Raw genomic sequence first — 26,590 nt, forward strand, 5'->3', positions numbered from 1 at the left:
GGCCCGGTTCCACGTGGGCCGGCGTGGGTTCACAGCAGCGGCGACAATAGCCGTGCGAAGGCTTCGGGCAGGCGCGAGCGCCATAACGGGCGCAGGCGCACGAAGCGGACTTCCTGCGCCTGCTGCAGATCGGTGCCGATCATGCCGGCCAGCTCGGCGGCCACCGCCTGGTCGCGGAACAGCATCGATAACTCGAAATTGAGGCGGAAACTGCGGCTATCGAAATTGGCGCTGCCGACGATGCAGACCTCGTCGTCGGCCAGCAGCGCCTTGGTGTGCAGCATGCGCGGGCCGTATTCGTAGATGCGCACGCCGGCTTCCAGCAGCTCGTCGAAATACGAGCGTGCCGCGTAGGTGACCAGGCGCGAATCGCTGACCCGCGGCACCAGCAAGCGTACGTCCAGCCCGCCCAGCGCGGCCGAGGTCAGCGCCATCCGGGCCGCCTCGCCGGGCACGAAGTACGGGGTGACCAGCCAGACGCGGTGCTTGGCCTCATGGATGGCCGCCACCATCAGCCGGTGGATCGCCTCCCACGACGAATCCGGCCCGGACACCAGTACCTGCGCATCGACCGTGCCCTGCGCGCGGGTTGGCACATCCTCCGGCCACAGCTGCTGGCCGTGGAAGGCGGCGCGGCCCTGGCCGGTGGCATATAGCCAGTCTTCCAGGAACACCAACTGCAGGCTGCGCACCACGTGGCCGTGCAGGCGCACATGCAGGTCGCGGTAGGCATCGGTGCGCACCTGCTCGTTCTCTTCGTCGGTGACATTGATGCCGCCGGTGAAGCCGACCCGGCCGTCGACCACCACCAGCTTGCGGTGGGTGCGCAAGTTGAGCCAGGGCCGCTTGAACGGCTTGAGGAACTGCGAGGGGTGGAACCAGGCGGTTTCCACGCCGGCCTCGCGCAGTGTGCGCAGGGCGCGCCGGGTCATCGCCGAGGAGCCGATCGCATCCATCAGCAGCCGCACCTTGACCCCGGCGCGGGCGCGTTCCATCAGCGCCTCGCAGATCGCGGTGCCGCTGTGGTCGGGCTGGAAGATGTAGTACTCCAGATGGATGTGGTCGCGCGCGCCGGCAATGGCCTCGATGATGGCGGCGTAGGTGGCCGCACCATCCACCAGCCACTGCACTTCGGTGGCGGTGCTGGGTGCCAGGCCGGTGGTGGACTGGCCGATCTTGGCCAGCTCGGTGCAATCGGCATCCGGCGGGCACACGCTGCTGTAGCTCTCCATGCCCGAGCGCGAGCGGCCGCGGCGCAGGCGCTGCCGTTTCACCTTCTGCGGGCCCAGCCAGTAATAGATCAGCAGGCCCAGGTACGGCAGTGCCGCCAGCGACAATACCCAGCTCAGCGTGGCCACCGGTTCGCGTTTCTGCAGCACGATCCAGCTGGCGATCCACAGCAGGTAGAGCACGTAGGCGGCCAGAAGGAGCGCTTCGAGGTGGGGAAGGTTGGCCAGCCAATCCCACGCGCCCTGTGCGATTGCGGGCATGCGCGGATTCTACGGGGCGCACGCGGTGGTGGGATGCCCATTGGCGCCGATCTTGCGCTGCTGCAGTGCGAGCCAGGCTGCTGGCCTGTGCGCTGATGGGCGTCCTTCCAAACCGACGATGTCGCCCGCGAAGGAGGCGATTGCGGCATCGTGCTTCAGCGGCTCGATGGCATCAGCCCGTCACGTGACCCGGGTCACTGCGGAGTTCTTGCAGGTCATGACGTAGCACCCGCCGCCAACGAGAGGCGCCGCACAGGCGATGCGGAGCCGAGGCCGGCACTGCAGCACGGCACGTGCAAGCGCACATCGAGCCGGATCAAAACAACGCCAACTGCGGTGTCTGCGGCCTGGGCGCACGGAACTGGCTGGTATCGAGCCTCGGCAGTCGCGCGAATCCAAGCCGTCGATACGCGATGGAAAAGCGTTGCGCGATCAGCTCCGCAAACGGGCCTTCGCCGACCATGCGCTTGCCGAAGCGGCTGTCGTAGTCCTTGCCGCCACGCATTTGCTGGATCAGGCTCATGACGTGCCTGGCGCGATCCGGATAATGCAGCTCCAGCCATTCGCGCCACAGCTGGGTGAGCTCGTGCGGCAGGCGCAACACCACGTAGCCGGCCGAGCGTGCGCCGTGCGCGCTGGCCGCTTCCAGGATGCGCTCCAGTTCGGTGTCGTTGATCATCGGGATCACTGGAGCCACCAGCACGCCCACCGGCACGCCGGCGGCGTGCAACGCGCGCATCGCGCGCAGCCGTGCATGCGGCGCCGCGGCGCGCGGCTCCATCTTCGCCGCGAGCCGATTGTCGAGCGTGGTCACCGAGAAATACACCGACACCAGGTTGTGCTGGGCCATCTCGGCAAGCACATCGATGTCGCGTTCGATCAAGGCCGCCTTGGTCACGAAGCTCACCGGATGCCGGGCCTCGGCCAGGACCTCCAGGCATTGCCGGGAAATGCCATGGCGCCGTTCGGCAGGTTGGTAGGCGTCGGTATTGATGCCCAACGCAATCGGCGAGCACCGGTAGGACGGGCGGGCGATCTCCGCACGCAGCAGCGCTGCAGCGTTGGGCTTGGCAAAGATCCGCGTCTCGAAATCCAGCCCGGGCGACAGATCCAGATAGGCGTGCGATGGCCTGGCAAAGCAGTAGACGCAGCCGTGCTCACAGCCGCGATACGGGTTCACCGACTGCGAAAACCCGATGTCGGGCGAAGCGTTGCGGCTGATGATGCTGCGCGCGACTTCCTCGGTCACCACCGTCCTGGGACGCACGACAGCCTCGGCCTCCGGTTCGACCGTGCCCCAGCCATCATCGATCTCGACGGCGGTGGTGACCGAAAAGCGTCCCGGCACGTAGGACGTGGTGCCGCGCCCCTTGATCACCGTCCGCGAACTGCGCACATCCCGGTCGGCCCCGTCGCTCGCGCCCGCTTGAACAGTCTTGGTAGGCATGTCGTTAGTATTAATGCTAACAACCCACACAGCAAGCGGAGCAACGGAAATGCTCACACAGAAGCGCGCGAACAAGCCCCCGCCGCTGGAAACCTGCCTGCAAAACACAGCCAGCGCGCACCGCCCACCTGCGCCTCAAGATCAGACACCACGTCAGAACCCACAGAGCGCCGATCAACCCGCTCCTAACCATTCCCCTTTCCCCATTCCCCATTCACGGCTCAGCTCCATACAACACCTGCGCCGACTGAAACAGGATCCAGCTGGTGGCGATGAACTTGTCGCCGCCGACCGGGCGGTTGCCGCGGTGGGTGTGGGTGAAGGCGGTGGGGGCGATCAGCAGGCTGCCGGTGCGCGGGCGCGCCTTGCGTTGCTGGAACAGGAATTCGGTTTCGCCCTGTTCGAACGTGTCGTTGAGGTACAGCGTCCATAACAGATGCCGGTGCAGCGTGTCGGCACTGGCATCGCGCGGGTACAACTCGCAATGCCAGTACGGGTAGCCGCCTTGATCGGCGGCGTACCACTGCAGGTTGATCGCGCCCGGGCGCAGGCAGGTGCGGGCCAGATCGCCCAGCGCCTGGTCGCTCATCTGCACGATGTCCTCGGCCACCAGCCGGTGCGGCGTGCCGTCGGCGGTGGTGACCTGCAGCATCAACGGAGAAATCAGCGCCTGTGGATAGGTCCGCAGATAGGTCAGCACGCCGTCGAACACAGCCTGCTGCAGGCGGCCTTCCACCGCGGCCCAGGCCTCCACGCCGCTGATGCGCAAATCGCGGCTGTGTTTGAGCTCGGGAAACACGCCACCGCCGATGCGGCCCGGATGCAGCTGCTGGCTCTCGCGCATGCGTTGCACGATGGCCGCGCAGTCGCTGGCCGGGATGGCGTTGTCGGTGATCTGGATGAAGTCGGGTTGGCTCATGCGCTCGACCATAGCAATCCGGGCAACACCTGCACAGCTCGCCTGGCCCACGTGCGCTGCCGTTGAGCGTATCGCCTTGTTCCAAGGACGGTGATACCACTGCATGGCAGTACACCACGCGTTGCCCGGGCGCATCGGGCCAAAGAAAAACCCCGCCGAAGCGGGGTTCTGCCTGACGCTGCGTGCTGCGATGATCAGAACTTGTAGTTGATCGACGCGGCCAGGATGTTGCCCTGCACGTCGTAGCTGCCCGCCAGGCGGTCGCCGGTGGCGCTGCGGGTGTCGCTGGTCGGGTCGCTGACGAACAGGTGGGTGTAGCCGAAGTTGTATTCGGCCTGCTGCGACGGACGCCAGCTCAGACCCAGCGAGACCCACTTGCGGCTCGCATCGGGCACGCGCACGTCGCGGTGCTCGGCGGTGGTCGGGGTCTGGTCGTAGGCCAGGCCGCCACGCAGGGTCAGCGTATCGCTCATGCGGTAGTCGGCACCGATCGAGGCGAAGGTGGTGTCGCGGTAGGAGAAGTCCAGCACGCTGTCGGGCTGGTTGGAGGCGAAGTCCACCGTCACCTGGTCGAACTTGCTCCAGGCGGTGCGGGTGACGTCGGCCATGATCGACCACTGTTCGTTCACGTTATGCGTGAAGCTGGCGGTGGCGCTGGCCGGCAGCTTGACGGTGGCGCGGCCCTTGGTGTCGACGAAGGTACCCGGTGCGGCGACGCCCAGCACGGCAGCGGCGTTCGGCGGGGTGGTGAAGTCGGCAGTGCCGTCGGTGATCTTGTGCTCCACTTGCGAGCGGTAGCTGAAGCCGATGTGGGTGTTCTCGTCGATGCTGAACAAGCCACCCAGGGTGAAGCCCACTTCGGTGCTGTCGCCCTTGATGCGCGAGTAGCCGTCGGCGCTGCCCGGTGCGAAGCCCGGCACGCGGCGCGCGGCCAGGATGCTGCCGAAGTCCACCGCGTTGGCCAGGTCGATGTCCAGACGCTCGGCGAACACCGAGGCACCGAAGGACACGTACGGGTTCACGTCGTAGGAGAACGCGACATTGAAGTCGATCGCCTGCAGCTCGGTCTTGGTGCCGTGGTAGCGGCCGGCCCAGTCGCGGTCGTAGTCGGTCTTGAAGCCGAACGGCACGGTCAGCGAGGTGCCCAGGTGCATGTTGTCGTTCTCGCCGAACGGCACATGGAAATACATGGCCGGGACCGGCGCGATCATGCCCGCGTCGCCGCCATTGCCGCCGGAGACCGGCGCGCCGTTGGCGTAGTTGGCGACCTCGGGATCGAACTTGGCCGAGAAGTGGATGGCGCTGACGTCGGCCTGAAACAGGCGGCCGTCCAGCTGGCGCATGCCGGCCGGGTTGTTGACGATGATGGAGGCATCGTCCGGGGCGCTGCCCGAACCTGCGAACGCGCGGCCAAGGCCCTTGGCGCTGTTTTCCTTCAGCTGGAATGCGGCGCCGTGCGCCTGGCCAACGGCCAATACACCGGCAATACCAACGGCCAGCAGGGTGGCGCGGCTGAGAGTGGAAGCGGTAGACATGAGTTGTAGCTCTCCGGATAAAGACTGCAATGGTCGGTTCAGCGCCCGCGCCCAGCACCAATCCAGTGCCTGGAGCGCGCCGGAGACCCCCCCCCGACATACGACGCCGTACGCAGTATACCCACCACGATTAACCCAACAATAACGACTTTAGTCCTGAACGCGCGGCTGGGTTGGGGCTGGGTTCAGGCCTGAGGACCCGCTATTGTGCCGGTCCGATGTTCGTCTCCCTCCCCTCCCGCAAGAAACCCACCCGGCGCTGGGCAGTGCCATTGCTGTTCGCCGCGGTGTGGCTGGCGTATCTGTGGTCGATCAGCCGGCCGGGCGAGGCGCGCAATACGCTGTGGCTGGACTGGGGGGCCCTGTCCAGCGGCGTGTCCAACCTGGGCGACTGGTGGGCGACGCTGCGCGACGGCAGCGTGCTGCGGCTGTTCACCGCGTTGTTCCTGCACGCCGACTGGTCGCACCTGCTGGGCAACCTGGTGTTCCTGCTGATCTTCGGGCTGCCGGCCGAACGCATCCTGGGGCCCTGGCGACTGTTGCTGCTGTTTCTGGTGGGCGGGGCGGCATCCAACCTGGCGGCGATCTTCGCCATCGGCACGCCGGACCGGGTGATCATCGGCGCTTCGGGCGCAGTGTCGGCCTTGATCGGCACCTACCTGGCGCTGTTTCCCGGTGCCAAGCTCGGGGTGGTGCTGCCGCTGGGGCTGTTCCTGGAATTCATCCGGGTGCCGGCGCCGCTGCTGATCGGCGCCTGGGCGCTGCTGCAGGTGGTGTTCGCCTATATCGGCCCGGCCTTCGGCATGGTGGCGTGGTCGGCGCATATCGCCGGCTTCGTGTTCGGCATCGTCTATGGGCTGTACGTGCGCGCCGCCATCGCCCGGCGCCTGCGCAAGCGGCATGGGTTCTAGCGCGGCGCGACTGCATGTGCGTGCCGGAGTCGTAAGCGCATGGCGGGTCGACGCGCGCGCTGCGTCCACTGCACTGGCGCGCCTATAATCGGCGCATGGCCAAGCCTTTGTACAAAGTCACCTTCCTCAATCACGGCAAGGTGTATGAGCTCTACGCACGCGAAGTGACCGGCAGCCATCTGTGGGGCTTCAACCAGATCGGCGAGCTGGTGTTCGACGTGCACGACGGGCTGGTGGTGGACCCCACCGAAGAACGCCTGCGCGAGGAGTTCGGCAATACCCGAACCCTGCACCTGCCGATGCAGAGCATCGTGCGCATCGAAGAGGTGGAAAAGAAGGGCCAGTCGGTGATCCGCGATGCGGTCACCGGCGACAAGGTGGTCACCCCCTTCCCGCTGCCGGGCAAGCCGCGCTGATGCGCATCGTGGTGCCCGACGATTACCAGGGCGCCGTGCGTCACCTCCCCTGCCTGCAGCGCTTGCAGGGGCATGACGTGCAGGTCCTCGGCGCGCTGGCCACCGATCCCAACGCATGGGCCGAGCATCTGGTCCAAGCCGATGCGCTGGTGCTGATCCGCGAGCGCACGCGCGTGGACGCCACGCTGCTGCTGCGGCTGCCACGGTTGAAGTTGATCAGCCAGACCGGGCGTGTCGGCGCGCATGTGGACGTGGCCGCCTGCACGCAGTAACGCAGCGATGTGCTGTCGCTGCATCGCAGGCTGACCGCGCAGACCCGCCACCAGGTCACCGCGCAGGATCTGGCGCGCATGCGCGCCGATGCCTTGCTGGTCAACACCAGCCGCGCCGAACTGATCGCCCCCGGTGCCTTGCTGGCCGCGCTCGATGCCGGCAGGCCGGCGCAGGCAGCGGTGGATGTGTTCGAACGCGAACCGGTGCTGGATGCGCGCGATCGGTTGTTGCAGCATCCGCGTGTGCTGGCCACGCCACACCTGGGCTATGTGGAGCGCGACAGCTACGCGCAGTATTTCGAGGCCGCATTCGACAACGTGCTGGCGTTTGCCGCCGGTACGCCGCGCAATCTGGTCAATCCCGAGGCGTTGGCGATTGCGCGCTGACGTGTCTTTGACGTGCTGATCGCGTGTTCGGTAAGGCCTGTCGCGACCAGGCTCGCTCCTACAACAGCCTTTGCGCTCTCCAGTGCCTGCGCTGTGGCAGCGCCCATGGTCGACGTCGAACCCCGCCAGCGCCGTGGCCAATGGAGTATCGAGGAAGGCGTGCGGATGTGTTGCAGTGCCGGCGCACATCGATCGCGCCGAGCGCGCAGCGGGTGATGTACCCGCTGCGCGGTGGCCGGATTACTTGACCGGTTCGGGCTTGTCCGCAGGCGCAGCCGGTTCGGCCGTTTCGCTCGGCTTGTCGGCAGGCCTGGGCTTGTCGGTTGCAGCCGGACGCGCTGCCGCCGGCTTCGCCTCGGTTGCAGGCTTGGCGGCGGCCTTTGCTTTCTGTGCCGCCTGGGCCTTGGCCTTGCGCGCGGCTTGCGCCTTGGCGGCCGAGCCGGGCTGCTTGAGTTCGGACAGGGCCGCGGCGATTGGACCATCGCCCGGCAACACATCGCCGGCGCTGTAGCCTTCTTCGCCCTCGTCGTCGCCACGCAAATGGCCGGGCAAGGTGGCTTCGCTGTAGTCGGCCAGGCTGGCCGGCACATCCGCATCGCCCGGCTGCGGTTCGGGCATCAGCTGCACTTCCGGCACGATGCCGCTGGCCTGGATCGACTTGCCGCTGGGCGTGTAATAGCGCGCGGTGGTGAGCTTGACCGAATCGCCGTTGTCCAGCGGCAGCACGGTCTGCACCGAGCCCTTGCCGAAGGTGCGGCTGCCGACGATGCGCGCGCGCTGGTTGTCGCGCAGCGCACCGGCCAGCACTTCCGAGGCACTGGCCGAGCCGGCGTCCACCAGCACCACCACCGGTGCGCCGCCGAGCAGATCGCCCGGGGTGGCATCGAACTTGGCATCGCTGATGGAGATGCGCCCGCGGGTACTGACGATGTTGCCCTTGTCGAGCAGGTCGTCGGCCACCTGCACCGCCGAGGTCAGCAGACCACCGGGGTTGCTGCGCAGATCCAGCACCAGGCCGCGCAACTTGCCGCCGGCCTGCAACTGCTTGAGGTTCTTCTGGAAGTCGGCACCGGTGTCGGCCTGGAAGGTGCTGATGCGGATGTAGCCGTAGCCCGGCTCCAGCAGCTTGCTGCGCACGCTGGCCACGCGGATGGTCTGGCGCTGCAGGGTCACGTCGAACGGCTTGGGCGTCTTGTCGCGCACGATGGTCAAGGTGACCTTGCTGCCGGATTCGCCGCGCAGCGGTTCCATCGCCTTGCTGGCATCGATCGGCTTGCCGTCGATGGCCACGATCACGTCGCCGGCGCGGATGCCGGCCCGCGCGGCCGGGGTGTCGTCGATCGGCGCGATCACCTTGAGCGTGTTGTCCTGCTGCTGTAGCAACTCCACGCCGATGCCGTCGTAGGCACCGCTGGCCTGTTCGTCGAAGGCCTCGGCGTCTTCCTTGTCGAAATAGGTGCTGTGCGGGTCCAGGTCCGAGAGCAGGCCGCGCACCGCCGCATGCATCAGCTTCTTGTCTTCGACCGGGTCGACGTAGGCCTGCTTGACCGCGTTGTACACCGCCACGAAGCGGCGGATTTCGTCCAGCGGTACCTTGGAGACGGCGGCTTCATCGGCTTCCGGGTCGTCCGCGGTGGCCTGGGCGGCAGCGGCGGCGGGACGGGCGGTCTGCGCCCAACCAGGCGACGCGAACAAGGCCAGCGACAGGGCAACGGACAGTACGGCTACGCGCATGAAGCACTCCGACAAAGAGATAAGACGCCCCGCAACGCGGGGCTGACCGGATTATGCGCGAAGCAGCGGTAAATCCGCGTTGAATTGCGCAGGCAGCGCGCAGGCGTTTGCAGGGCAGCCAGCGGGAAGGCCGGTAGCGGACGGGGCGCCCTGTGTCGTGGTGTGGCTTTGGCGCGGCGCACTGCATCTGGCAGGCAAGGCGCCCGGCGGTCACACCGCCGGCAGCATCGACACAGGTGCCCTGCTGGAGGGCTGCAAGCGCCTCCCGCCATCACCGCCATCGCGCGCAGCGACTAACGCCGCTGCAACCAGCTCGAGGGGTCGACCGGCTGGCCGTTGCGGCGCAGTTCGAAATACAGCGCCGGCACGCCCTGCCCGCCCGAGTTGCCGACCTTGGCCACCGCGTCGCCGCGCTTGATCGCCGCGCCGGCATCGCGCAGCAAGGTGTCGTTGTGCGCATACAGGCTCATGTAGCCGTTGCCGTGGTCCACGATCAGGATCATGCCGTAGCCGGTCATCCAGTCGGAAAACACCACCGTGCCATCGGCCACGGCGGTGACGGTGGTGCCCTTGGGCGCACCGATCAACACGCCCTTGCTGGTGTGGCCATCGGGCAAGGTGGCATTGAAGCGGGCCAGCAGGTTGCCCGACACCGGCCAGCTGAGCCCTCCCACCTTGGGCGCTGGCGCGCTGGCCACGACCTTGGGCGGCGTCTTGCCGGCACGCTCGGGGCGCTCGGACTGGCCGCGTCTGGCCTGCGCGGCGGCTTCGGCGGCAGCGCGTTTAGCCGCGGCGCGTCGTTCGGCTTCGGCCTTGGCGGCAGCGGCACGCAGATTGGCGAGCAGCTGTTCCAGCGCCTTGGCATCCTGGCCCAGGGCCTTTTCGCGTTCGGCGCGCTGTTTGTAGCGGTCGTCCAGCTGCGCGACGGTGGCGGCCTGTCGCGCGCGATCCTTCTGCAGCGCCGCTGCCTGCGCCTTCTGCTGTGCGCGTGCGGCCTCCAGCGCCTGGCGCCGGCTGGCGATGTCCTGTTCCACCTTGGCCAATGCGTCCAGCTGGGTGGTCAGTGCCTGGATCTGCTGCGCGCGTGCGTTCTGCACATAGCGGTGGTCGGCCAGCATGCGCGTGGCATCGCCCACGGTGTCCTGCGACAGCAAGACCTTCAGTGGCGCGTTGCGACCCACCTGGTCGGCAGCGCGCAGCAACGCGGCCAGCTGCGCGCGCTGGCCCTGCAGGCCACGCTGCAGGCGCGCGCGGTCTTGCTGCAGCGTGGACAGGTGCTGCTGCTGCGTCTGCATCGCCGCTTCGGTCTCGCTGAGCGCGCGCGCGGTTTTGGCGACCTTTTCGTCGGCCTGGCGCAGCTGTTGGGCGGCGGTGCCGCGCTTGCCTTCCAGGTCGCGCCGATCGGCGCTGATGGTCTTGAGTTCATCGCGCAGCTGCTGCAGTTTGCGCTCGGTCTCGCGCTGGCTCTGCGCCGCCACGCCGGCGCTGCCCAGCAGCGAGCACGCCAACGCGGCAGCGGCCAGCCACGCGCGGCCACGCCCCGTGGCAAAGGCGAATGGCGGGCGCGGCAGCAGTGCGGGCGAAGAGGCCAACGAACGGTCCAGTGACTTCAGGCAGGTGCGCGATTGTAGCCACCCATGGTGTGATCGCCGCCACGTCCCAGACTGCCGCCACCGCGCGAGGTTCAGCATGAAGCCCAACGTTCTTCTTCTGACATTGTCCCTGGCCTGCGCGAGCGCCTGGGCCGACGACGACATCAGCAAGGTCAATGGCCGCATCAGTGCCGAAGCCGGCCAGGTGTATGGCGGCCTGGAAACGGTCAACGGGTCCATCGAGGTCGGCGCCGGCGCGCAGACCAAGAACGTGGAAACCGTCAACGGCGGGATCCAGATCGGCAACGGCGCACGCACCGGCAGCGTGTCCACGGTCAACGGCGCGATCTCCCTGGGCCAGAAGGTCACCGTGTCCGGCGGGCTGGAAACCGTCAACGGCAGCGTGCTGGTGGAGCGCGGCAGTCAGGTCAGTGGCGGCGTGGAAACCGTCAACGGCAGTGTCGGCCTGGTGGAAACCGAGCTCGGCAAAGGCATCGAGACGGTCAATGGCGACATCACCGTCGGGGTGGGCTCGCACGTGCATGGCGGCATCACGGTGACCAAGCCGAATTTCGGTTTTTCGTTCAAGCCGGCGCGCAAGCCGCGTGTGGTGATCGGCCCCAAGGCGGTGGTCGACGGGCCGCTGCATTTCGAGCGTGAGGTGGACCTGTACGTGCACCGCAGCGCCAAGATCGGTGCGGTCAGCGGCGCCACCGCCCGCAGCTTCGACAGCGACGTGGCGCCCAAGGACTGACGCGCTCACCACACGGACGCTCTAAGATCGGAACTCCGTTGCACGAGGAGTTCCGATGCCCCGCAAGATCCTGTTGTGCCTGGCTGCGACCCTGGCCGTGGCCGGTTGCAAGCGCGAATCGGCCGAGGCGCCGGCCACCCCGGTGACGCAGACGCCAGCCGATGCCGCGCCCAGCGCTCCGGCCAGCCGGCACGCGTTCTCGCCGGAGCTGACCAGCGGCGACTTCGCCGAGCTGGTCAAGACGCTGGCCTCCGATGCGTTCGAAGGGCGCGGCCCGGGCACGCCCGGCGAGGAAAAGACCGTCACCTACATCCGTGACCAGATGCAGCGTATCGGCTTGCAGCCGGGCAATGGCGACAGCTGGTTCCAGGACGTGCCGATGGTGGAAACCACCGCCGATGCCGCTACCGCGCCCAGCCTGCGCAGCGGCGAGCAGACCCGCACCCTCGCCTTCGGCACCGACATCGTGCTGGGCACGCGCACCGGCCAGCCGGAGGTCAAGCTGGACAACAGCGAGCTGGTGTTCGTCGGCTATGGCGTGGATGCGCCCGAGCAGCAGTGGAACGATTACGCCGGCCAGGACTGGAAGGGCAAGACGGTGGTGATGTTCGTCAACGACCCCGGCTTCCACAGCAACGACCCCAAGCTGTTCGACGGCAAGCGCATGACCTACTACGGGCGCTGGACCTACAAGTTCGAGGAAGCCGCGCGCAAGGGTGCAGCGGCGGCGTTGATCGTGCACGACACCCCTGGCGCCAGCTATGGGTGGGATGTGGTCAAGAATTCCTGGTCCGGCCCGCAATACGATCTGCCGGCCAAGGACGACCCGGATCCGCGCGTGCCGGTGCAGGGCTGGATCAGCGCCGACACCGCCAAGCAGCTGTTTGCCAATGCCGGGCTGGACCTGGCGCAGGCGTACAAGGATGCCGGCAAGCGCGGCTTCAAGCCGGTGCCATTGAAGGCCAGCTGGTCGGTGGACCTGAAGAGCAGCATCGCCGAAAAGACCTCGCGCAACGTGGTCGGCGTGCTGCCGGGCACCAGTCATGCCGACGAGGCGGTGCTGTACATGGCGCACTGGGATCACCTGGGCAAGCACCCGGGCGAGAGCGGCGACAACATCTACAACGGCGCCGTGGACAACGCCACCGGCGTGGCCGGCATCCTGGAAATCGCCGATGCGTTCGCGCATCAGGACCCCAAGCCGGAGCGGTCGGTGGTGTTCGTGGCGGTGACCCTGGAAGAATCCGGCCTGCTCGGCTCCAAGTATTACGTCGCCAACCCGAGCTTCCCGCTGGACAAGATCGCCGCGGTGATCAACATCGATGCGATGTCGGTGGCCGGACGCGCGCGCGACATGACCGTGGTGGGCATGGGCAGTTCGGAGCTGGAGGACATCCTCAAGCCGCTCGCCGCGATGCAGGGCCGCAGCCTGCATGCCGAAGCCACGCCGGAAAGCGGCTCGTATTTCCGCTCGGATCACTTCAACTTCGCCAAGGCCGGCGTGCCGGCGCTGTATGCCGATGGCGGCGAAGACCTGCGCGAGGGCGGCACCGCGGCCGGGCGTGCGGCGGCCGAGGACTACGGCCGCCATCGCTACCATGCACCCGGCGACCAATACGATGCGGCCACCTGGAAACTGGACGGCACCATCGAAGACCTGCAGGCGATGTATGGCGTGGGCAAGGAAGTGGCGGTGGGTGGACGCTGGCCCAACTGGTATGCCGGCAACCCGTTCAAGGCCGCGCGCGACCGCATGATGGCCGGCAAACCCGCCGCCACTGCGACCACGGGGCAGCCGGCCGTCGGCGAGTCGGGTGCAACCAACGGCAAGGCCAGGGAAACGAAGAAGGCCTCATCCGCGCGCTGACGCTTGCGGCTGCGCCGTCGCCGCTGTGGCGGCGCAGCGCCGAAAAGAGTTCGCGCGGCGGGTGGTGAAATGGTGATGCGTCACGCAAAGGGGCCTCCGATTGGAGGCCCCTTTGCGTTGCTGGAATGGTGTGACGCATTGGCCAGTCGCCATGCGATGCGGCAGTACGCCGCGCTGCCGCGCTGGATACGTGGCTGCTTCGACAGCCACACCTGCATCCATCGCCTAGTGGCGGGTCAATCGCAGCACCTGAGCGTTAGCGGTCCTGCCTCACGCACTCAGCGTCCGGGTACGATCCCGTCGCACTCAATCGCCGTCGACGCTGACCACGTGGCCATCGTCCGGATCGACATGCAGCTCCACCTCCTGTCCATTGCGCTTGGCATCGGCCTTCCACAACCCGTCCTCGAACTTGAGGTCGTGCACGTCGCTATAGCCGCCGGTGGACAGCGCTGCGCGCACATCGGCCTCGCTCAAGCGCGAGGTGGTCTGATCGCCGTACACGCGGCCGGTCACCGGATCGATGTGCACGTCCACATCCTTGCCGTCGCCACTGCGCGCATCGGCGGTCCACACGCCATGCTCGAACTTGACGTCGTGCACCTTGGTGTAGCCCTTGGCGGTCAGCATGCTGGTGACTTCGGTGGAGGTCAGCGCCTTGGCCGGCTTGGCCGCGTCCTGTGCGAACGCGCCGTGCGAAGCCAGCGTCAATGCGCCGATCAATGCGGTGGTCATCATGCGATGTGTCATGGGAGGCTCCTGCTGTCGAAGTGGAGCCATGCTGGCCGCGCCAGTATCGTGAAAGGGTGAAGGAATCGCCAAGGCGGCACTCAAAGTTCAGCTAACTGAAGGTGCCGTGCATCCAGCGGCCACTGTCCATCGGGGATTCACCCTGTATCGCGGCGCGTTGTCACTTCAGTGGACACCAGACGCAAACAAGCCGCCTTGCGGCGGCTTGTTTCATGCACTCGGCAGCATGCACTCAGCGGGTTTTCGCAGCGGCAGGCGCGCGTGCTGCAGCAGCGGCAGGTGCCCGCGTCGCGCGCGTGGCCAGCGGTGACAGGATGGTCATCTGTGGCTTGTCGGTGCCGTCCTTGTTCGGATGCACGTTGTAGGCATACGACAGGTTCCACCATGAACCCGCCGCCCACCATGTCCAGCCCATCCATACATCGGCATTGCTTTCCATGTAGGTGAGCATGCCTTGCAGCGCGGTATTGCAGACCGCGTTGTACGCGGTGCCGAACTCACCGAGAAAGCCACGCTTGCGATTGGTGCGCAGCCATTCGGTGAAGTTGCGCAGACGCTCCGCGCCGATGGTGGCGCTGACGCAGACGCTGCTGGTCCCGCTGGAATCGGCATCCAGATACTGATGCGCCTCGAACGCGTAACGGTTGAGCGGGTCGTAGATCGATGCCAGCGCGGTGGCGTTGGACTGACCGTCGCTGGTGGGCGAATACCAACTGTGCGCACCGGTCCACAGCGCGCCCGGCACCAGGATCAGATTGTTGGCACCGGTCCTGCGGATCGCATCGATGGCGGCCTGCGCCGTTGCGGCCCATTCGCCGGAGGAGATGTTGTTGGGCTCATTCATCAGCCCGAAAATCACTGCGTTGTCGCTATTGAATGCCAGCGCCAGGCGACGCCACAGATCGGTAAACGTGGCGACCGGGACTTCCGGCCCGCCGATCCTGTAGCCGTAGTATTTGGCATAGTTATGGATATCGATCACCAGATACATGCCGGAGGCCTTGGCGCGCGCCACCGCCTGTTGCAGCAATGCCAGCTGCGCAGGATCCAGCTCGCCAAGCGCACTGGGTTGCAGACGCTCCCAGAGGATGGGCAGGCGGATGGTATTCATGCCAACGCCGGCGAAATAGGCGTAATCGCTCGCCGAGGCGTACATGTAATCCTTGTTGAGCACGCCGGGTTTTTTCGAGGATGCGAACTCGGCACCGGAGAGATTGACGCCGGCGTAGGTGAGCGCGCGCGTCTGTGCGTGGGCGGGCGACTGCCCGGCAAGCAACAGGACACACAAGGCGCATGCGGCGAGATGGCGCAGTGAGAAAGAGACACGTGACATGAAGCAACTCCTGGACAGGGAAGATGCATCGCCGCCCCGTTGGCGTGCGATCGGCGCAAGCTGCGCTGCATCTGCCTGTTGCAATGCATCACATGTGCCAAAGCGCACCACGGCAATGCACTGCGCCAGAAGTGCAATTCGCCGCACACTTATGGCGGTCGAGCACGTTCATCTGGGCCTATCACGTCTGTCTCAAAGGCCGCGTGATTCCAACGACAGCCGAATGCGCCGACATGCTGGCGTCGTGCCAGTTGCGTGGCGCCATTCCGGTGGCGCATCGGTCGCGCACTCTCATAAAGAGCGATGCCGTCGCAGGACGGCATCGCTGGGACATCTGGAGTTGTGTGGATCAGCGCGTGATACGGCGCGCGTGCGCACTCAGGATGGACAGCTGCGGTTTGTCGCGTCCGTTTGCATCGGGCTGTAGCGTGAATGGGTAATCCGCACGCCACCACGCACCGGCCGCCCACACGCTGGAGCCTACCCAGACATCGCGATTGGCTTCCAGGTAGCGCAGCATGTCGTCCAGTGCACGCATGCATGTCGGGTTGCGGGAGGCGCCGAACTCACCGAGAAATCCACGCTTGCGCTGGCTACGCAGCCAGCCGGTGAAACTGCGAAGACGTTCCGAGCCGATGGTGGCGCTGACGCATCCGGCGCTGGTGCCGCTTGAGTCGGCATCCAGGTACTGGTGCACTTCGATGGCGTAGCGGTTGAGCGGATCTCGAATGGTGGCCAGCGCAACGGCGTTGGATTGACCGGCAATGGTGGAGTACCAACTATGTGCACCGGACCAGAGCGCGCCGGGCACGAGGATGACGTTGTTGGCACCGGTGGCGCGGATGCTGTCGATCGACGCTTGCGCGGCGGCGGCCCAGTTTTGCGGAGCGATGTCGTAGGGCTCGTTCATCAGCCCGAACATCACTGCGTTATCGCTCTTGAAGGCCGCGGCCAGGCGCCGCCAGAGATCGGTGAAGGTCTTGATCGGCACGCGCGCGGTGCCGATCTTCTGGCCGTAATACTTCGCGTAGTTATGGATGTCCAGGATCAACACCATGTCGGCGGCCTTGGCATTGGCCACTGCCTGCCGAATCAGTGCCAGCTGTGCGGGATCGAGTGCGCCCTGGGCCTTGGGTTGCAGGCGTTCCCAGGCGATGGGCAAACGTACGACGTTCATGCCGGTATCGGCGAAGTGCTGGTACTCGCTGGCAGCGGGATAGCGATAGTCGACATTGATGATGCCAGGACGTTTGGCCGAGGCGATTTCTGCGCCGGAAAGATTGATGCCTGCATAGCGCAGTGCACCGCTTTGGGCCTGCGCCTGCGCAAGCGCGGCCACCAACAACAGCAATAGCGCACAGCACAGCAGCTGGCGCGGCCAGGTAGGGGAGAGGAACATGGGGAACTCCTGAGGCATCTGCGGGGGAGATGCGTTGCAGCTGCTTTTGCTCGACACCACAACGCATGGCCACCAGCGTATGCGCACCCGTGGCGCGCAACTACGGATGCGAGGTATCACTGAATCAAGCTGTGCCCGACTTCGCAGTCCGCAGTGGCCGTGGTCGATGCAATGCGCTCATCGCAAACGACGGAGACCTCGACGTTGCGCGCTGTCACTATCGCAAAATGCACACGGCGGGCGATCGCTGGCGTCGGTGAGTGCCAGGCGGTGGGCAGTGGCAAAGGCGATGGAGACGCGCTCACGTCACGCCGCATGCTTGTCTACAAGCTGCACGGCGCGTCACGGTGCAGGCTTTTTCCGGCGTAATGCCTGCACCGTGTTTGCCAGCCGATGAGAGTCAGTGCTTGCCGGCGCGCCGCGCGTACTTGCTCAGGATGCGCATCTGCGGCTTGTCGCTGCCATCCTTGCCCGGCTGCACGGTGAAGAAGTAGTCCGGCTTCCACCATGCGCCAGCCGCCCACCAGGTCCAGCCCAGCCAGACGTCGCTATTCTTTTCCATGTACGTCAGCATGCCTTCCAGGGCCTTGTCGCAGACCGGATTGTTGGCGGTACCGAATTCGCCCAGGAAGCCCTTCTGCTTGTTCTCGCGCAGCCAGTCGGTGAACCCGCGCAGTTTTTCTTCGCCAACGCTGTCGCTGGTGCACTGTGGCTTGGTGCCGCTGTAGTCGTTGTCCAGGTACTGGTGCGCTTCGAATGCCAGGTTGTTGCCGGGATCCTTGAGGATGGCCAGTGCCTTGGCGTTGGAGACGCCATAGCTGCTGCTGCGCCAACTGTGCGCGCCGGTGTACGCGGTGCCCGGTACCAGGATGAGATTCTTCGCGCCGGTCTTGCGGATCGCATTGATCGCACCTTGCGCCGCGGTTGCCCAATCCGGCGCGGAGATGCCATTGGGCTCGTTCATCAGCCCGAAGATCACCGATTTGTCGTCCTTGAACTCCAGCGCCAGCCGGCGCCACAGGTCGGCCAGGGCGGCGGCGGGAACCTCGTCGGTACCGATACGCTTGCCGTTGTACTTGGCGTAGTTGTGCAGATCCAGGATCAGGAACTGCTTGTTGGCCTTGGCCGCTGCCAGCGACTTCTTGATCAGGCCGAGCTGGGTCGCATCCAGATCGCCATTGAGCTGGGGCTGCAGGCGCTCCCACAGAAACGGCAGCCGCATCGTATTCATGCCCTTGCCGGCGAAATAGCTGAAGTCCGAGGCGGCAGGGTAGGTGTAGTCCTTGAATAATACGCCGGGTTTCTTGCGCGAGTTGAATTCCGCGCCGGACAGATTGACGCCGACGTATTTCAGGCCGGCAGAGGCCTTGTGCGGGCCGCCTGGCTCCTTGGCGTAGGCCAGCGGCACCGCTGCAAGCAGGGAAAGCGCCAGCCCAGCAGTACGCAGGCGGGCAAGCTGTGGGGGAGCGCGGAACATGGAAGCCTCCTTCGGCATCGACGTGGTGACCGCGGGGGGAGGGCACGGCCGGTTGAGATGGTGCAGGGCGACAGGTGACCCGACGAGACTAGAAGCTCGCGCGTTAGCGCGCCATTCACGCGTGCAACACCGATTTGATCGCGCAAAAACACCTGCACGGCGCATGCTGTGCCAACGGTAGCGTTCGCAAGAGGACAGGCAAGACGCACTGTCGCACGAGCGCGACGCGTCGCTGTCTTAAGCTATCAGGCCTGTTTTCCCGTCGTTCGCACCTCGTGCGCACGGCCCATACCCCGGAGTCTCCCATGAGCCAAGCCCACGCCTTTGCCGCCCAAGCCGCCGACCAGCCGCTTGCCCCGTTCGTGTTCGAACGGCGCGCACCCGGCCCCAACGATGTGCAGATCGATATCGCCTACTGCGGTGTCTGTCACTCCGACCTGCACACCGCGCGCAACGAATGGCACAACACGCTGTATCCGTCGGTCCCAGGCCACGAGATCGTCGGCCGCGTGACCGCCGTCGGCAATGCGGTGACCGGCTTCAAGGTCGGCGACCTCGCCGGCGTCGGCTGCATGGTCGACAGCTGCCGCAGCTGCGCCTCCTGCCAGGAAGGCGAAGAGCAATACTGCGAAGCCGGCTTCACCGGCACCTACAACGGCCCGATGTTCGGTGGCGGCGAGAACACCTACGGCGGCTACTCCGACCATATCGTGGTCGACCAGAAGTACGTGCTGCGCATCTCCCATTCCGACAACCTGGCCGCGGTGGCGCCGTTGCTGTGCGCCGGCATCACCACCTACTCGCCGCTGGCGCACTGGAAGGTGGGTCCGGGCCACAAGGTGGGCGTGGTCGGCCTGGGTGGCCTGGGGCACATGGCGGTGAAGATCGCCAAGGCGATGGGCGCCACCGTGGTGCTGTTCACCACCTCCGAGGGCAAGCGCGCCGATGCGCTGCGCCTGGGCGCCAGCGAAGTGGTGATTTCCAAGGACGAGGCGCAGATGGCCGCGCAGTACAACACCCTGGACTTCATCCTCAACACCGTGGCCGCGCCGCACAACCTGGACCCGTTCCTCAATGCGCTCAAGCGCGACGGCGCGATGGTGCTGGTGGGCGTGCCCGAGCAGTCGCATCCCTCACCGAGCGTGTTCAACCTGGTGATGAAGCGCCGCACCCTGGCCGGCTCGCTGATCGGCGGCATCCGCCAGACCCAGGAAATGCTGGATTTCTGCGCCAAGCACAACATCGTCTCGGACATCGAAACCATTCGCGCCGACGAAATCAACACCGCCTACGAGCGCATGCTCAAGGGCGATGTGAAGTATCGCTTCGTGATCGACATGGCCACGCTGGATAAGGCGGCCTGATCGTCGGTTGCATGACGCTTGATCGGCAGCCTGCGGTCAGGCGTGCTGCAGCCAACCGATGCGCAATGACGTCAGGTGCGTAGAGTCGGTAGGAGCCGGCATGTAAGTGTGTTACATGCCGGTCCCGAGCATCGACCGCGCCTGCCTGGCATTTGTTGAACGAGCGGATCGCCTTGAGCTGTGATCTGCAGGTGACCGCACTACCAGACCAGCGTGGCGGCACCTGTGTGTGCCGCCCAGAAAACTAACCGCAGATGCTCACGCCGCAGCCGGCTCCTTGACCTGCGCTTTCACACCCAGCATCTGGACGATGCTGCCCGCCGCATCGCGGCCTTCGGCGACGGCAGTGACCACCAGATCCGCACCGCGTACGCAGTCGCCGCCGGCGAACAGGCGGGGGTTGCTGGTCTGGTAGGGCAGGCGGCCATGGTCGTTGGCCGGGGCGATGATGCGGCCGTTGCTGCCGGCTTCCACCCCTTGCGAGGCCAACCAGTCGGGCAGGGTGGGCGAGAAGCCGAAGGCGATGATCACCACGTCCGCTTCCAGCAGCGATTCGCTGCCTTCCACCGGCACCGCGTTGCGGCGGCCGCTGGCGTCGGGTTCGCCGAGTTTGGTTTCCACCACGGTGACGCCGATGGCTTCGTCGTCGGCGCCGGATTCGATCGAGAGCGGCTGGCGGTTGAACAGGAAGCGCACGCCTTCTTCGCGGGCGTTGGCCACCTCGCGCGCCGAGCCGGGCATGCTGGCCTCGTCGCGGCGATACGCGCAGGTGACCTTGGCCGCGCCCAGGCGAATGGCGCTGCGCACGCAGTCCATGCCGGTGTCGCCGCCGCCCAGCACCACCACGCGCTTGCCGGTGAGGTCGGGCAGGGCAAGCTGGTCTTCCCAGCCGGCGATCGGCCGGCCGTGCGGGTCGTTGCCGCTGACGATGCGGCTGTTCTGCACCAGGAACGGCAGGGCCGGCAGCACGTTCTTCAGGTCCTGCCCGGGCAGGCCGCCGTCGGTGTAGCGATAGGCACCCGTGCCCAGGAACACCGCGTCGTATTCGCCCAGCAACTGCGCGATGCTGATGTCGCGGCCGATCTCCACCCCCAGGCGGAACTGCACGCCCATGCCTTCGAGGATCTCGCGGCGCTTGCCGATCACCGACTTGTCCAGCTTGAAGCTGGGGATGCCGAACTGCAGCAGCCCGCCGATCTGCTCGTAGCGGTCGTAGACCACCGCTTCGACGCCGGCACGCGCCAGGCGATCGGCGCAGGCCAGACCTGCAGGGCCGGCGCCGATCACCGCCACGCGGTGGCCGCTGGGCTGCACGTTGCCCAGGTCCGGGCGCCAGCCCATCTTGAAGGCGGTATCGACGATGTATTTTTCCACCGCACCGATGGTGACCGCGCCGAATTCTTCCAACGTGCAGCTGCCTTCGCACAGGCGGTCCTGTGGGCACACGCGCCCGCACACTTCCGGCAGCGGGTTGGTGGAATGGCACAGCGCAGCGGCTTCTTCGATGCGGTTTTCCTGCACCAGCTGCAGCCACTGCGGGATGGCGTTGTGCACCGGGCATTTCCAGCTGCAGTACGGGTTGCCGCAATCCAGGCAGCGGCCGGACTGGTACTGCGCATCGGCCTTGTCGAACTTGCCGTACAACTCGCCCCAGTCGCCGGAGGTACGCAGTTCCACCGGAATGCGCGTGGGCATGGTTCGCGGCAGGTCGAGGAATTGGAAGGCTTGCTTGCGGCTCATAAGAAAATCCGTGGCTGATTCCCTTCTCCCGCGTGCGGGAGAAGGTGCCCCGAAGGGGCGGATGAGGGGCGCGGGGTACTGCCCCTCACCCCCGACCCCTCTCCCGCAGGCGGGAGAGGGGAGCACTGCGGCGACTCTGACGATGTGCTGCCAGCATTGCCACTGCAGTCCTTCTCCCGCGTGCGGGAGAAGGTGCCCCGAAAGGGGCGGATGAGGGGCACTGCCCTCACCCCGACCCCTCTCCCGCAGGCGGGAGAGGGGAGCACTGCGACGACTCTGACGATGTGCTGCCAGCATTGCCACTGCAGTCCTTCTCCTGCGTGCGGGAGAAGGTGCCCCGAAGGGGCGGATGAGGGTTGGCGGGCACACGCCCTCACCCCCGACCTCTCTCCCGCTAGCGGGAGAGGGGAGCACTGCGGCGACTCTGACGATGTGCTGCCAGCATTGCCACTGCAGTCCTTCTCCCGCGTGCGGGAGAAGGTGCCCCGAAGGGGCGGATGGGGCGATAGCGGGCCACTGCCCTCACCCCCAGCCCCTCTCCCGCTTGCGGGAGAGGGGGGCAAAAACTCAAGCGGCCCGCCGCAGCGACTCCGTCAGCGACTCGATGCTCGCGGCCTTGGGTTTGACCAGCCAGAACTTGCCGATGTAGTCGCGGAACTCGTCCAGGATCTGCTGCGCCCAGATGCTGCCGGTCAGCTCGCGGTGGCGGCTGATCAAGGTGTGCAGGTGCTGGCGATGGTTCTCGAAGCCTTCGGCCGAAACGCGGTGGATGTCGATCAGCTCGTGGTTGTAGCGGTCCACGAAGTCGCGCTCGATATCCAGCACGTAGGCCAGGCCGCCGGTGAAGCCGGCGCCGAAGTTCAGGCCGACCTTGCCCAGCACCAGCACCACGCCGTCGGTCATGTATTCGCAGCAGTGGTCGCCGGCGCCTTCCACCACCGCCAGTGCGCCGGAGTTGCGCACCGCAAAGCGTTCGCCCGCGCGGCCAGCGGCGAACAGCTCGCCGCCGGTGGCCCCGTACAGGCAGGTGTTGCCCACGATCGGCGTGCTGCGCGCCTCGAAGCGCGCACCGCGCGGCGGACGCACCACCAGCCTGCCGCCGGCCATGCCCTTGCCGACGTAGTCGTTGGCTTCGCCTTCCAGCTCCAGTTGCAGGCCGCCGGCATTGAATGCGCCGAAGCTCTGCCCGGCGGTGCCGCGGAAGCGCAGGTTCAACGGCGCATCGCTCATGCCGTGGTTGCCGTGCGCGCGTGCGATGGCGCCGGACAGGCGCGCACCGATCGAGCGGTCGGTGTTGTGGATCAGGAAGCGATGGTCGCCGCCGCGCTTGTTGGCGATCGCATCGGCCAGCAGGCCGTCCATCTGCGTGGCCAGGCTGTCGGGCGATTCGTACAGGCGCTGGGCGGCGCAATGGCTGCCGTCGTACTGCGCGTGCGTGAGCAGGCGCGAGAGGTCGACCTTGACGCCCGGACGCGGCGAGACGTCCAGCTGCTCCAGCAGGTCGGTGCGGCCGACGATGTCGTCCAGCGAGCGCACGCCCAGGTACGACAACCACTGCCGCACTTCTTCGGCCAGCAGGCGGAAGAAGTGCTCCACCCGTTCCGGTAAGCCGGTGAAGTAGCCGGCACGCAGGCGTTCGTCCTGGGTGGCCACGCCGGTGGCGCAGTTGTTGAGGTGGCAGATGCGCAGGTACTTGCAGCCCAGCACGATCATCGGCGCGGTGCCGAAGCCGAAGCTGTCGGCGCCCAGCAATGCGGCCTTGACCACGTCCAGGCCGGTCTTCAGGCCGCCGTCGGTCTGCAGGATGGTGCGTTCGCGCAGGTCGTTGGCCACCAGCGCCTGGTGCGACTCGGCAACGCCCAGTTCCCAAGGCACGCCGGCATAGCGGATCGAGCTGACCGGGCTGGCACCGGTGCCACCGTCATGGCCGGACACGGTGATCAGGTCGGCGCCGGCCTTGACCACGCCAGCGGCAATCGTGCCCACGCCGGCATGCGCCACCAGCTTTACCGACACCAGTGCGGTCGGGTTGACCTGCTTGAGGTCGTAGATCAGCTGGGCCAGGTCTTCGATCGAATAGATGTCGTGGTGCGGCGGCGGTGAGATCAGGCCGATGCCGGGCTTGGCGTAGCGCAGCCGGGCGATCAGCTCGTTGACCTTGTGGCCGGGCAGCTGGCCGCCTTCGCCGGGCTTGGCGCCCTGGGCGACCTTGATCTGCAGCACTTCGGCGTTGACCAGGTATTCCGGGGTGACGCCGAAGCGGCCGGAGGCCACCTGCTTGATCTTGGAGCGCTTCTCGGTGCCGTAGCGGGCCGGGTCTTCGCCGCCTTCGCCGGAATTGCTGCGCCCGCCCAGCCGGTTCATCGCAATCGCCAGCGCCTCATGTGCCTCGGGCGACAACGCACCCAGGCTGATCGCGGCGCTGTCGAAGCGGCGCAGCACATCCGATGCGGGGGCGACTTCGTCCAGCGGGGTCGGGGTGTCGGCACGCTTGAGCTGCACCAGGTCGCGCAGCGTGGAAGCCGGGCGCGCATGCACCGCATCCACGTACTTCTGCCAGTCGCCCGCATCGCCGGTGCGGGTAGCGCGCTGCAGCGTCATGACCACGTCCGGGTTGTACATGTGGTACTCGCCGCCGTGCACGTACTTGAGCAGGCCGCCCACTTCCGGCTTGAGCTGGTCGTTCCAGGCGCGTGCGGTGAGCTCGCGCGCCTCGGTATCCAGCCGCGACAGACCGACGCCGCCAATGCGCGCAGGCGTGTCGGCAAAGCACAGTTCCACCACGTCCGGGTCCAGCCCGACGATTTCGAACAACTGCGCGCCGCGATAACTGGCGATGGTGCAGATGCCCATCTTGGAGATGATCTTGGACAGGCCCTTGTAGATGCCCTTGCGGTAGCGGCGGCCGATCTGAGACTGCTCGCCGCCCTTGCTCAGCTGCAGGATGCCGCGCCGGCCCAGGTCGAACAGCGTCTGGTAGGCCAGGTACGGATACACCGCGGTGGCGCCGACGCCGAGCAGGCAGGCCATGTGGTGCGCATCGCGCGCGGTGCCGGTCTCGATGATCAGGTTGACGTCGCAGCGCAGGCCCACCTTGCACAGGTGGTGATGCACCGCGCCGGTGGCCAGCAGCGCATGCGCCATCGGCCGGTCCGGCACCGGGTAGCGGTCGGACAGCAGCAGCATCACCGCACCATCGCGCGCGGCCGCTTCCACTTCCTGGCAGATGCGTTCCAGGCCGGCCTTGAGGCCTTCTTCCACGCTGTAGGACAGGTCGATCAGGCGGTTGCGCTCGACGTACTGCTCCATCTTGAGCAGCTGGCGCAACTTGCGCTGGCTGAGCACCGGTGAGTTGAGGATGACGTGGTTCACCGTCTCCGCGCCGGCGTGGAAGATGTTGGTCTCCTTGCCGAGCTGGGTGGTGAGCGACATCGCGATGCCTTCGCGCAGCGGGTCGATCGGCGGGTTGGTGACCTGCGCGAAGGCCTGGCGGAAGTAGTCGTACAGCGGCCGGGTCTGGCGGCTGAGCACCGCCATCGGGGTGTCGTCGCCCATCGAGCCGGTGGCTTCCTGCTCGGTCTCGGCCAGCGGGCGCAGGATCTGCTCCACTTCCTCGGTGCTGAGCTGGAACAGCTTGTGGTAGCTGCGCAGGGTCTGCTCGCTGAAGGGTTCTTCCACCAGCGAGGGGTCGATCAGCTCGGTCTGCAGGTAGGTCACGCCCTGCTGCAGCCATTGCTTGTACGGCGCACGCGCACGGTTGATACGGTCGATGGCGTCCGAGTCCAGCAGGTCGCCGCGCTTGAGGTCGATGGCCATCATCTCGCCCGGCCCCAGCTTGCCCTTGCGGGTGATGCGCTCGGCCGGCAATTCCCACACGCCGGCCTCGGAGGCCACCAGGAAATGGCGGTCGGAGGTCAGCATCCAGCGCGCCGGGCGCAGGCCGTTGCGGTCGAGCATGCAGGCCGCGTAGCGGCTGTCGCAGGCCACGATGCCGGCCGGGCCGTCCCACGGCTCGGTGTTCAGGCCGTAGAACTCATAGAACGCGGCCAGGTCGGCGTCCTTGAACTCCAGCGACTGGGTGGCCGGCGGCACCAGGATACGCAACGCCTGCAGCAGATCCATGCCACCGGCGATCAGCAGCTCCAGCATGTTGTCCAGGCTCTGCGAATCGGAGCCGTGCATGGAGATCACCGGATCGAACTGCGCGATATCGAAGCGCGGGGTCTGCCACACCTTGCTGCGCGCCTGCGCCCAGCGGCGGTTGCCCTCGATGGTGTTGATCTCGCCGTTATGGGCGAGCAGCCGGAACGGATGCGCCAGCGGCCAGCGCGGCAGCGTGTTGGTGGAAAAGCGCTGGTGGAACACGATCGCGCTGGAGGACAGGTCGCTGCGCTGCAGGTCCGGGTAGAAGGTGCTCAGCTTGTCCGGCAGCACCATGCCCTTGTAGCTGATGCCATTGGGCGAGAGCGTGGTGACATAGAAGTCCTGCACGCCCTGCAGCTGCTGCTCGGCGCGGCGGCGCGCCAGGAACAGCGCCAAGGTGAAGGCGTCTTCGGTCTGCTCGGCGCCGGCATCGACGAACACCTGCTCGATGCGGGGCAGCGTATCGCGCGCCAGCTGGCCGCACACGCTGTCGTCGGTGGGCACCACGCGCCAGCCACGCAGCTGCACGCCGGCGCCGAGCAACTGGCTTTCCAGTTCGGCGCGACAGCGTGCGGCCTCGGCCTCGTCCAGCGGCAGGAACACCACCCCAGCTGCGTAGCGCGTGCCCAGGGTGATGCCGGCATCGCGTGCCAGCCCACGCAGGAACGCATCGGGTTTACGGATCAGCAGGCCGCAGCCATCGCCGGTGAGCCCGTCGGCGGCCACGCCACCACGGTGGGTCATGCGCGACAGCGCCGCAATCGCGGTGTCTACCAGTGAGCGGGAAGGTTGGTCGTCCAGCTGGGCGACCATGCCAAACCCACAGGCGTCGCGTTCGTCGCGCACGCTGTTGTAGAGACCGTCGTCGTTGAGCCCTTGGCGAGTGCGGGGGGCCATGTGTGCCTCGTTGCGATCTTGGGAGAGCGGCGACGACGTTGCAGCGCTCGATCCGTGGAGCGTTTCGAAGAGGTCACCGGATGATCGACTAGACCACAGTTGATGCGGTGCCGCAATACACCGTTACAGCTGCAACGAGCACCGCGCAAATCCCTTGCGGCAG

General features: G+C 66.6%; 17 protein-coding genes and 1 pseudogene. 6 read left to right on the forward strand and 12 right to left on the reverse strand.

What is annotated here, in order from left to right:
- Positions 1–29: 29 nt before the first annotated feature.
- From cls to HG421_RS18990, 4 genes are all read right to left on the reverse strand, one after another.
- Positions 30–1,490, reverse strand: a complete 1,461-nt coding sequence (cls, locus tag HG421_RS18975) for a cardiolipin synthase (protein ID WP_169707704.1) — start codon at positions 1,488–1,490, stop codon at positions 30–32.
- A gap of 316 nt (positions 1,491–1,806) precedes the next feature.
- On the reverse strand, positions 1,807–2,937 hold the full coding sequence (locus HG421_RS18980) for a PA0069 family radical SAM protein (protein WP_169708265.1): 1,131 nt from the start codon (positions 2,935–2,937) through the stop codon (positions 1,807–1,809).
- A gap of 214 nt (positions 2,938–3,151) precedes the next feature.
- Positions 3,152–3,856 carry a 2OG-Fe(II) oxygenase gene (locus tag HG421_RS18985; RefSeq protein WP_169707705.1) on the reverse strand — a complete coding sequence of 235 codons (705 nt, stop codon included), beginning with the start codon at positions 3,854–3,856 and terminating at the stop codon, positions 3,152–3,154.
- A gap of 194 nt (positions 3,857–4,050) precedes the next feature.
- Positions 4,051–5,391, reverse strand: a complete 1,341-nt coding sequence (locus HG421_RS18990) for an outer membrane protein transport protein (protein WP_169707706.1) — start codon at positions 5,389–5,391, stop codon at positions 4,051–4,053.
- A 218-nt stretch (positions 5,392–5,609) separates the two neighbouring features.
- On the opposite strand from HG421_RS18990, the gene HG421_RS18995 reads away from it, so the two are divergent.
- The 3 genes and pseudogenes from HG421_RS18995 (at position 5,610) to HG421_RS19005 (ending at position 7,377) form a co-directional block, all read left to right on the forward strand.
- The gene (locus tag HG421_RS18995; protein ID WP_169707707.1) at positions 5,610–6,302 is read left to right on the forward strand and encodes a rhomboid family intramembrane serine protease; all 693 of its coding nucleotides are present in this window, start codon (positions 5,610–5,612) and stop codon (positions 6,300–6,302) included.
- 95 nt (positions 6,303–6,397) lie between these two features.
- The gene (locus HG421_RS19000; protein WP_169707708.1) at positions 6,398–6,718 is read left to right on the forward strand and encodes a DUF1820 family protein; all 321 of its coding nucleotides are present in this window, start codon (positions 6,398–6,400) and stop codon (positions 6,716–6,718) included.
- A pseudogene (locus tag HG421_RS19005) lies at positions 6,718–7,377 on the forward strand (NAD(P)-dependent oxidoreductase). The gene HG421_RS19000 and the pseudogene HG421_RS19005 overlap by 1 nt, the downstream one beginning before the upstream one ends.
- Positions 7,378–7,617: 240 nt before the next feature.
- Here the strand turns inward: HG421_RS19005 and HG421_RS19010 are convergent.
- Positions 7,618–9,111 carry a S41 family peptidase gene (locus HG421_RS19010; protein WP_169707709.1) on the reverse strand — a complete coding sequence of 498 codons (1,494 nt, stop codon included), beginning with the start codon at positions 9,109–9,111 and terminating at the stop codon, positions 7,618–7,620.
- Positions 9,112–9,404: 293 nt separating this feature from the next.
- Entirely contained in the window at positions 9,405–10,703 is a 1,299-nt protein-coding gene (locus HG421_RS19015) for a murein hydrolase activator EnvC family protein (RefSeq protein WP_211161748.1), read from the reverse strand.
- Between the two features lie 97 nt (positions 10,704–10,800).
- Here HG421_RS19015 and HG421_RS19020 point away from each other — a divergent pair, with 97 nt between their 5' ends.
- Together HG421_RS19020 and HG421_RS19025 are read left to right on the forward strand one after the other, a co-directional pair.
- Complete coding sequence (locus tag HG421_RS19020; RefSeq protein ID WP_169707710.1) at positions 10,801–11,457, forward strand: hypothetical protein; 657 nt, start codon at positions 10,801–10,803, stop codon at positions 11,455–11,457.
- 55 nt (positions 11,458–11,512) lie between these two features.
- Entirely contained in the window at positions 11,513–13,324 is a 1,812-nt protein-coding gene (locus HG421_RS19025; protein ID WP_169707711.1) for a M28 family metallopeptidase, read from the forward strand.
- A 306-nt stretch (positions 13,325–13,630) separates the two neighbouring features.
- Here HG421_RS19025 and HG421_RS19030 read toward each other — a convergent pair whose 3' ends face one another.
- From HG421_RS19030 to HG421_RS19045, 4 genes are all read right to left on the reverse strand, one after another.
- Positions 13,631–14,074, reverse strand: a complete 444-nt coding sequence (locus HG421_RS19030) for a PepSY domain-containing protein (RefSeq protein WP_169707712.1) — start codon at positions 14,072–14,074, stop codon at positions 13,631–13,633.
- 232 nt (positions 14,075–14,306) lie between these two features.
- Entirely contained in the window at positions 14,307–15,407 is a 1,101-nt protein-coding gene (locus HG421_RS19035; RefSeq protein ID WP_169707713.1) for a glycoside hydrolase family 5 protein, read from the reverse strand.
- A 349-nt stretch (positions 15,408–15,756) separates the two neighbouring features.
- A complete protein-coding gene (locus HG421_RS19040; protein ID WP_169707714.1) occupies positions 15,757–16,806 on the reverse strand; it encodes a glycoside hydrolase family 5 protein in 1,050 nt (349 codons plus the stop codon).
- Between the two features lie 400 nt (positions 16,807–17,206).
- On the reverse strand, positions 17,207–18,283 hold the full coding sequence (locus tag HG421_RS19045; RefSeq protein ID WP_169707715.1) for a glycoside hydrolase family 5 protein: 1,077 nt from the start codon (positions 18,281–18,283) through the stop codon (positions 17,207–17,209).
- A 305-nt stretch (positions 18,284–18,588) separates the two neighbouring features.
- On the opposite strand from HG421_RS19045, the gene HG421_RS19050 reads away from it, so the two are divergent.
- Positions 18,589–19,647, forward strand: a complete 1,059-nt coding sequence (locus HG421_RS19050; RefSeq protein ID WP_169707716.1) for an NAD(P)-dependent alcohol dehydrogenase — start codon at positions 18,589–18,591, stop codon at positions 19,645–19,647.
- A 258-nt stretch (positions 19,648–19,905) separates the two neighbouring features.
- On the opposite strand, the gene HG421_RS19055 is transcribed toward HG421_RS19050, so the two are convergent.
- Positions 19,906–21,387: an FAD-dependent oxidoreductase gene (locus HG421_RS19055; RefSeq protein WP_169707717.1), complete on the reverse strand. Its 1,482-nt coding sequence runs from the start codon at positions 21,385–21,387 to the stop codon at positions 19,906–19,908.
- A 567-nt stretch (positions 21,388–21,954) separates the two neighbouring features.
- Entirely contained in the window at positions 21,955–26,427 is a 4,473-nt protein-coding gene (gene gltB, locus HG421_RS19060) for a glutamate synthase large subunit (RefSeq protein ID WP_169707718.1), read from the reverse strand.
- Positions 26,428–26,590: the final 163 nt, after the last annotated feature.

Source organism: Xanthomonas campestris pv. badrii, from assembly GCF_012848175.1.
GTDB lineage: Bacteria > Pseudomonadota > Gammaproteobacteria > Xanthomonadales > Xanthomonadaceae > Xanthomonas > Xanthomonas campestris_C.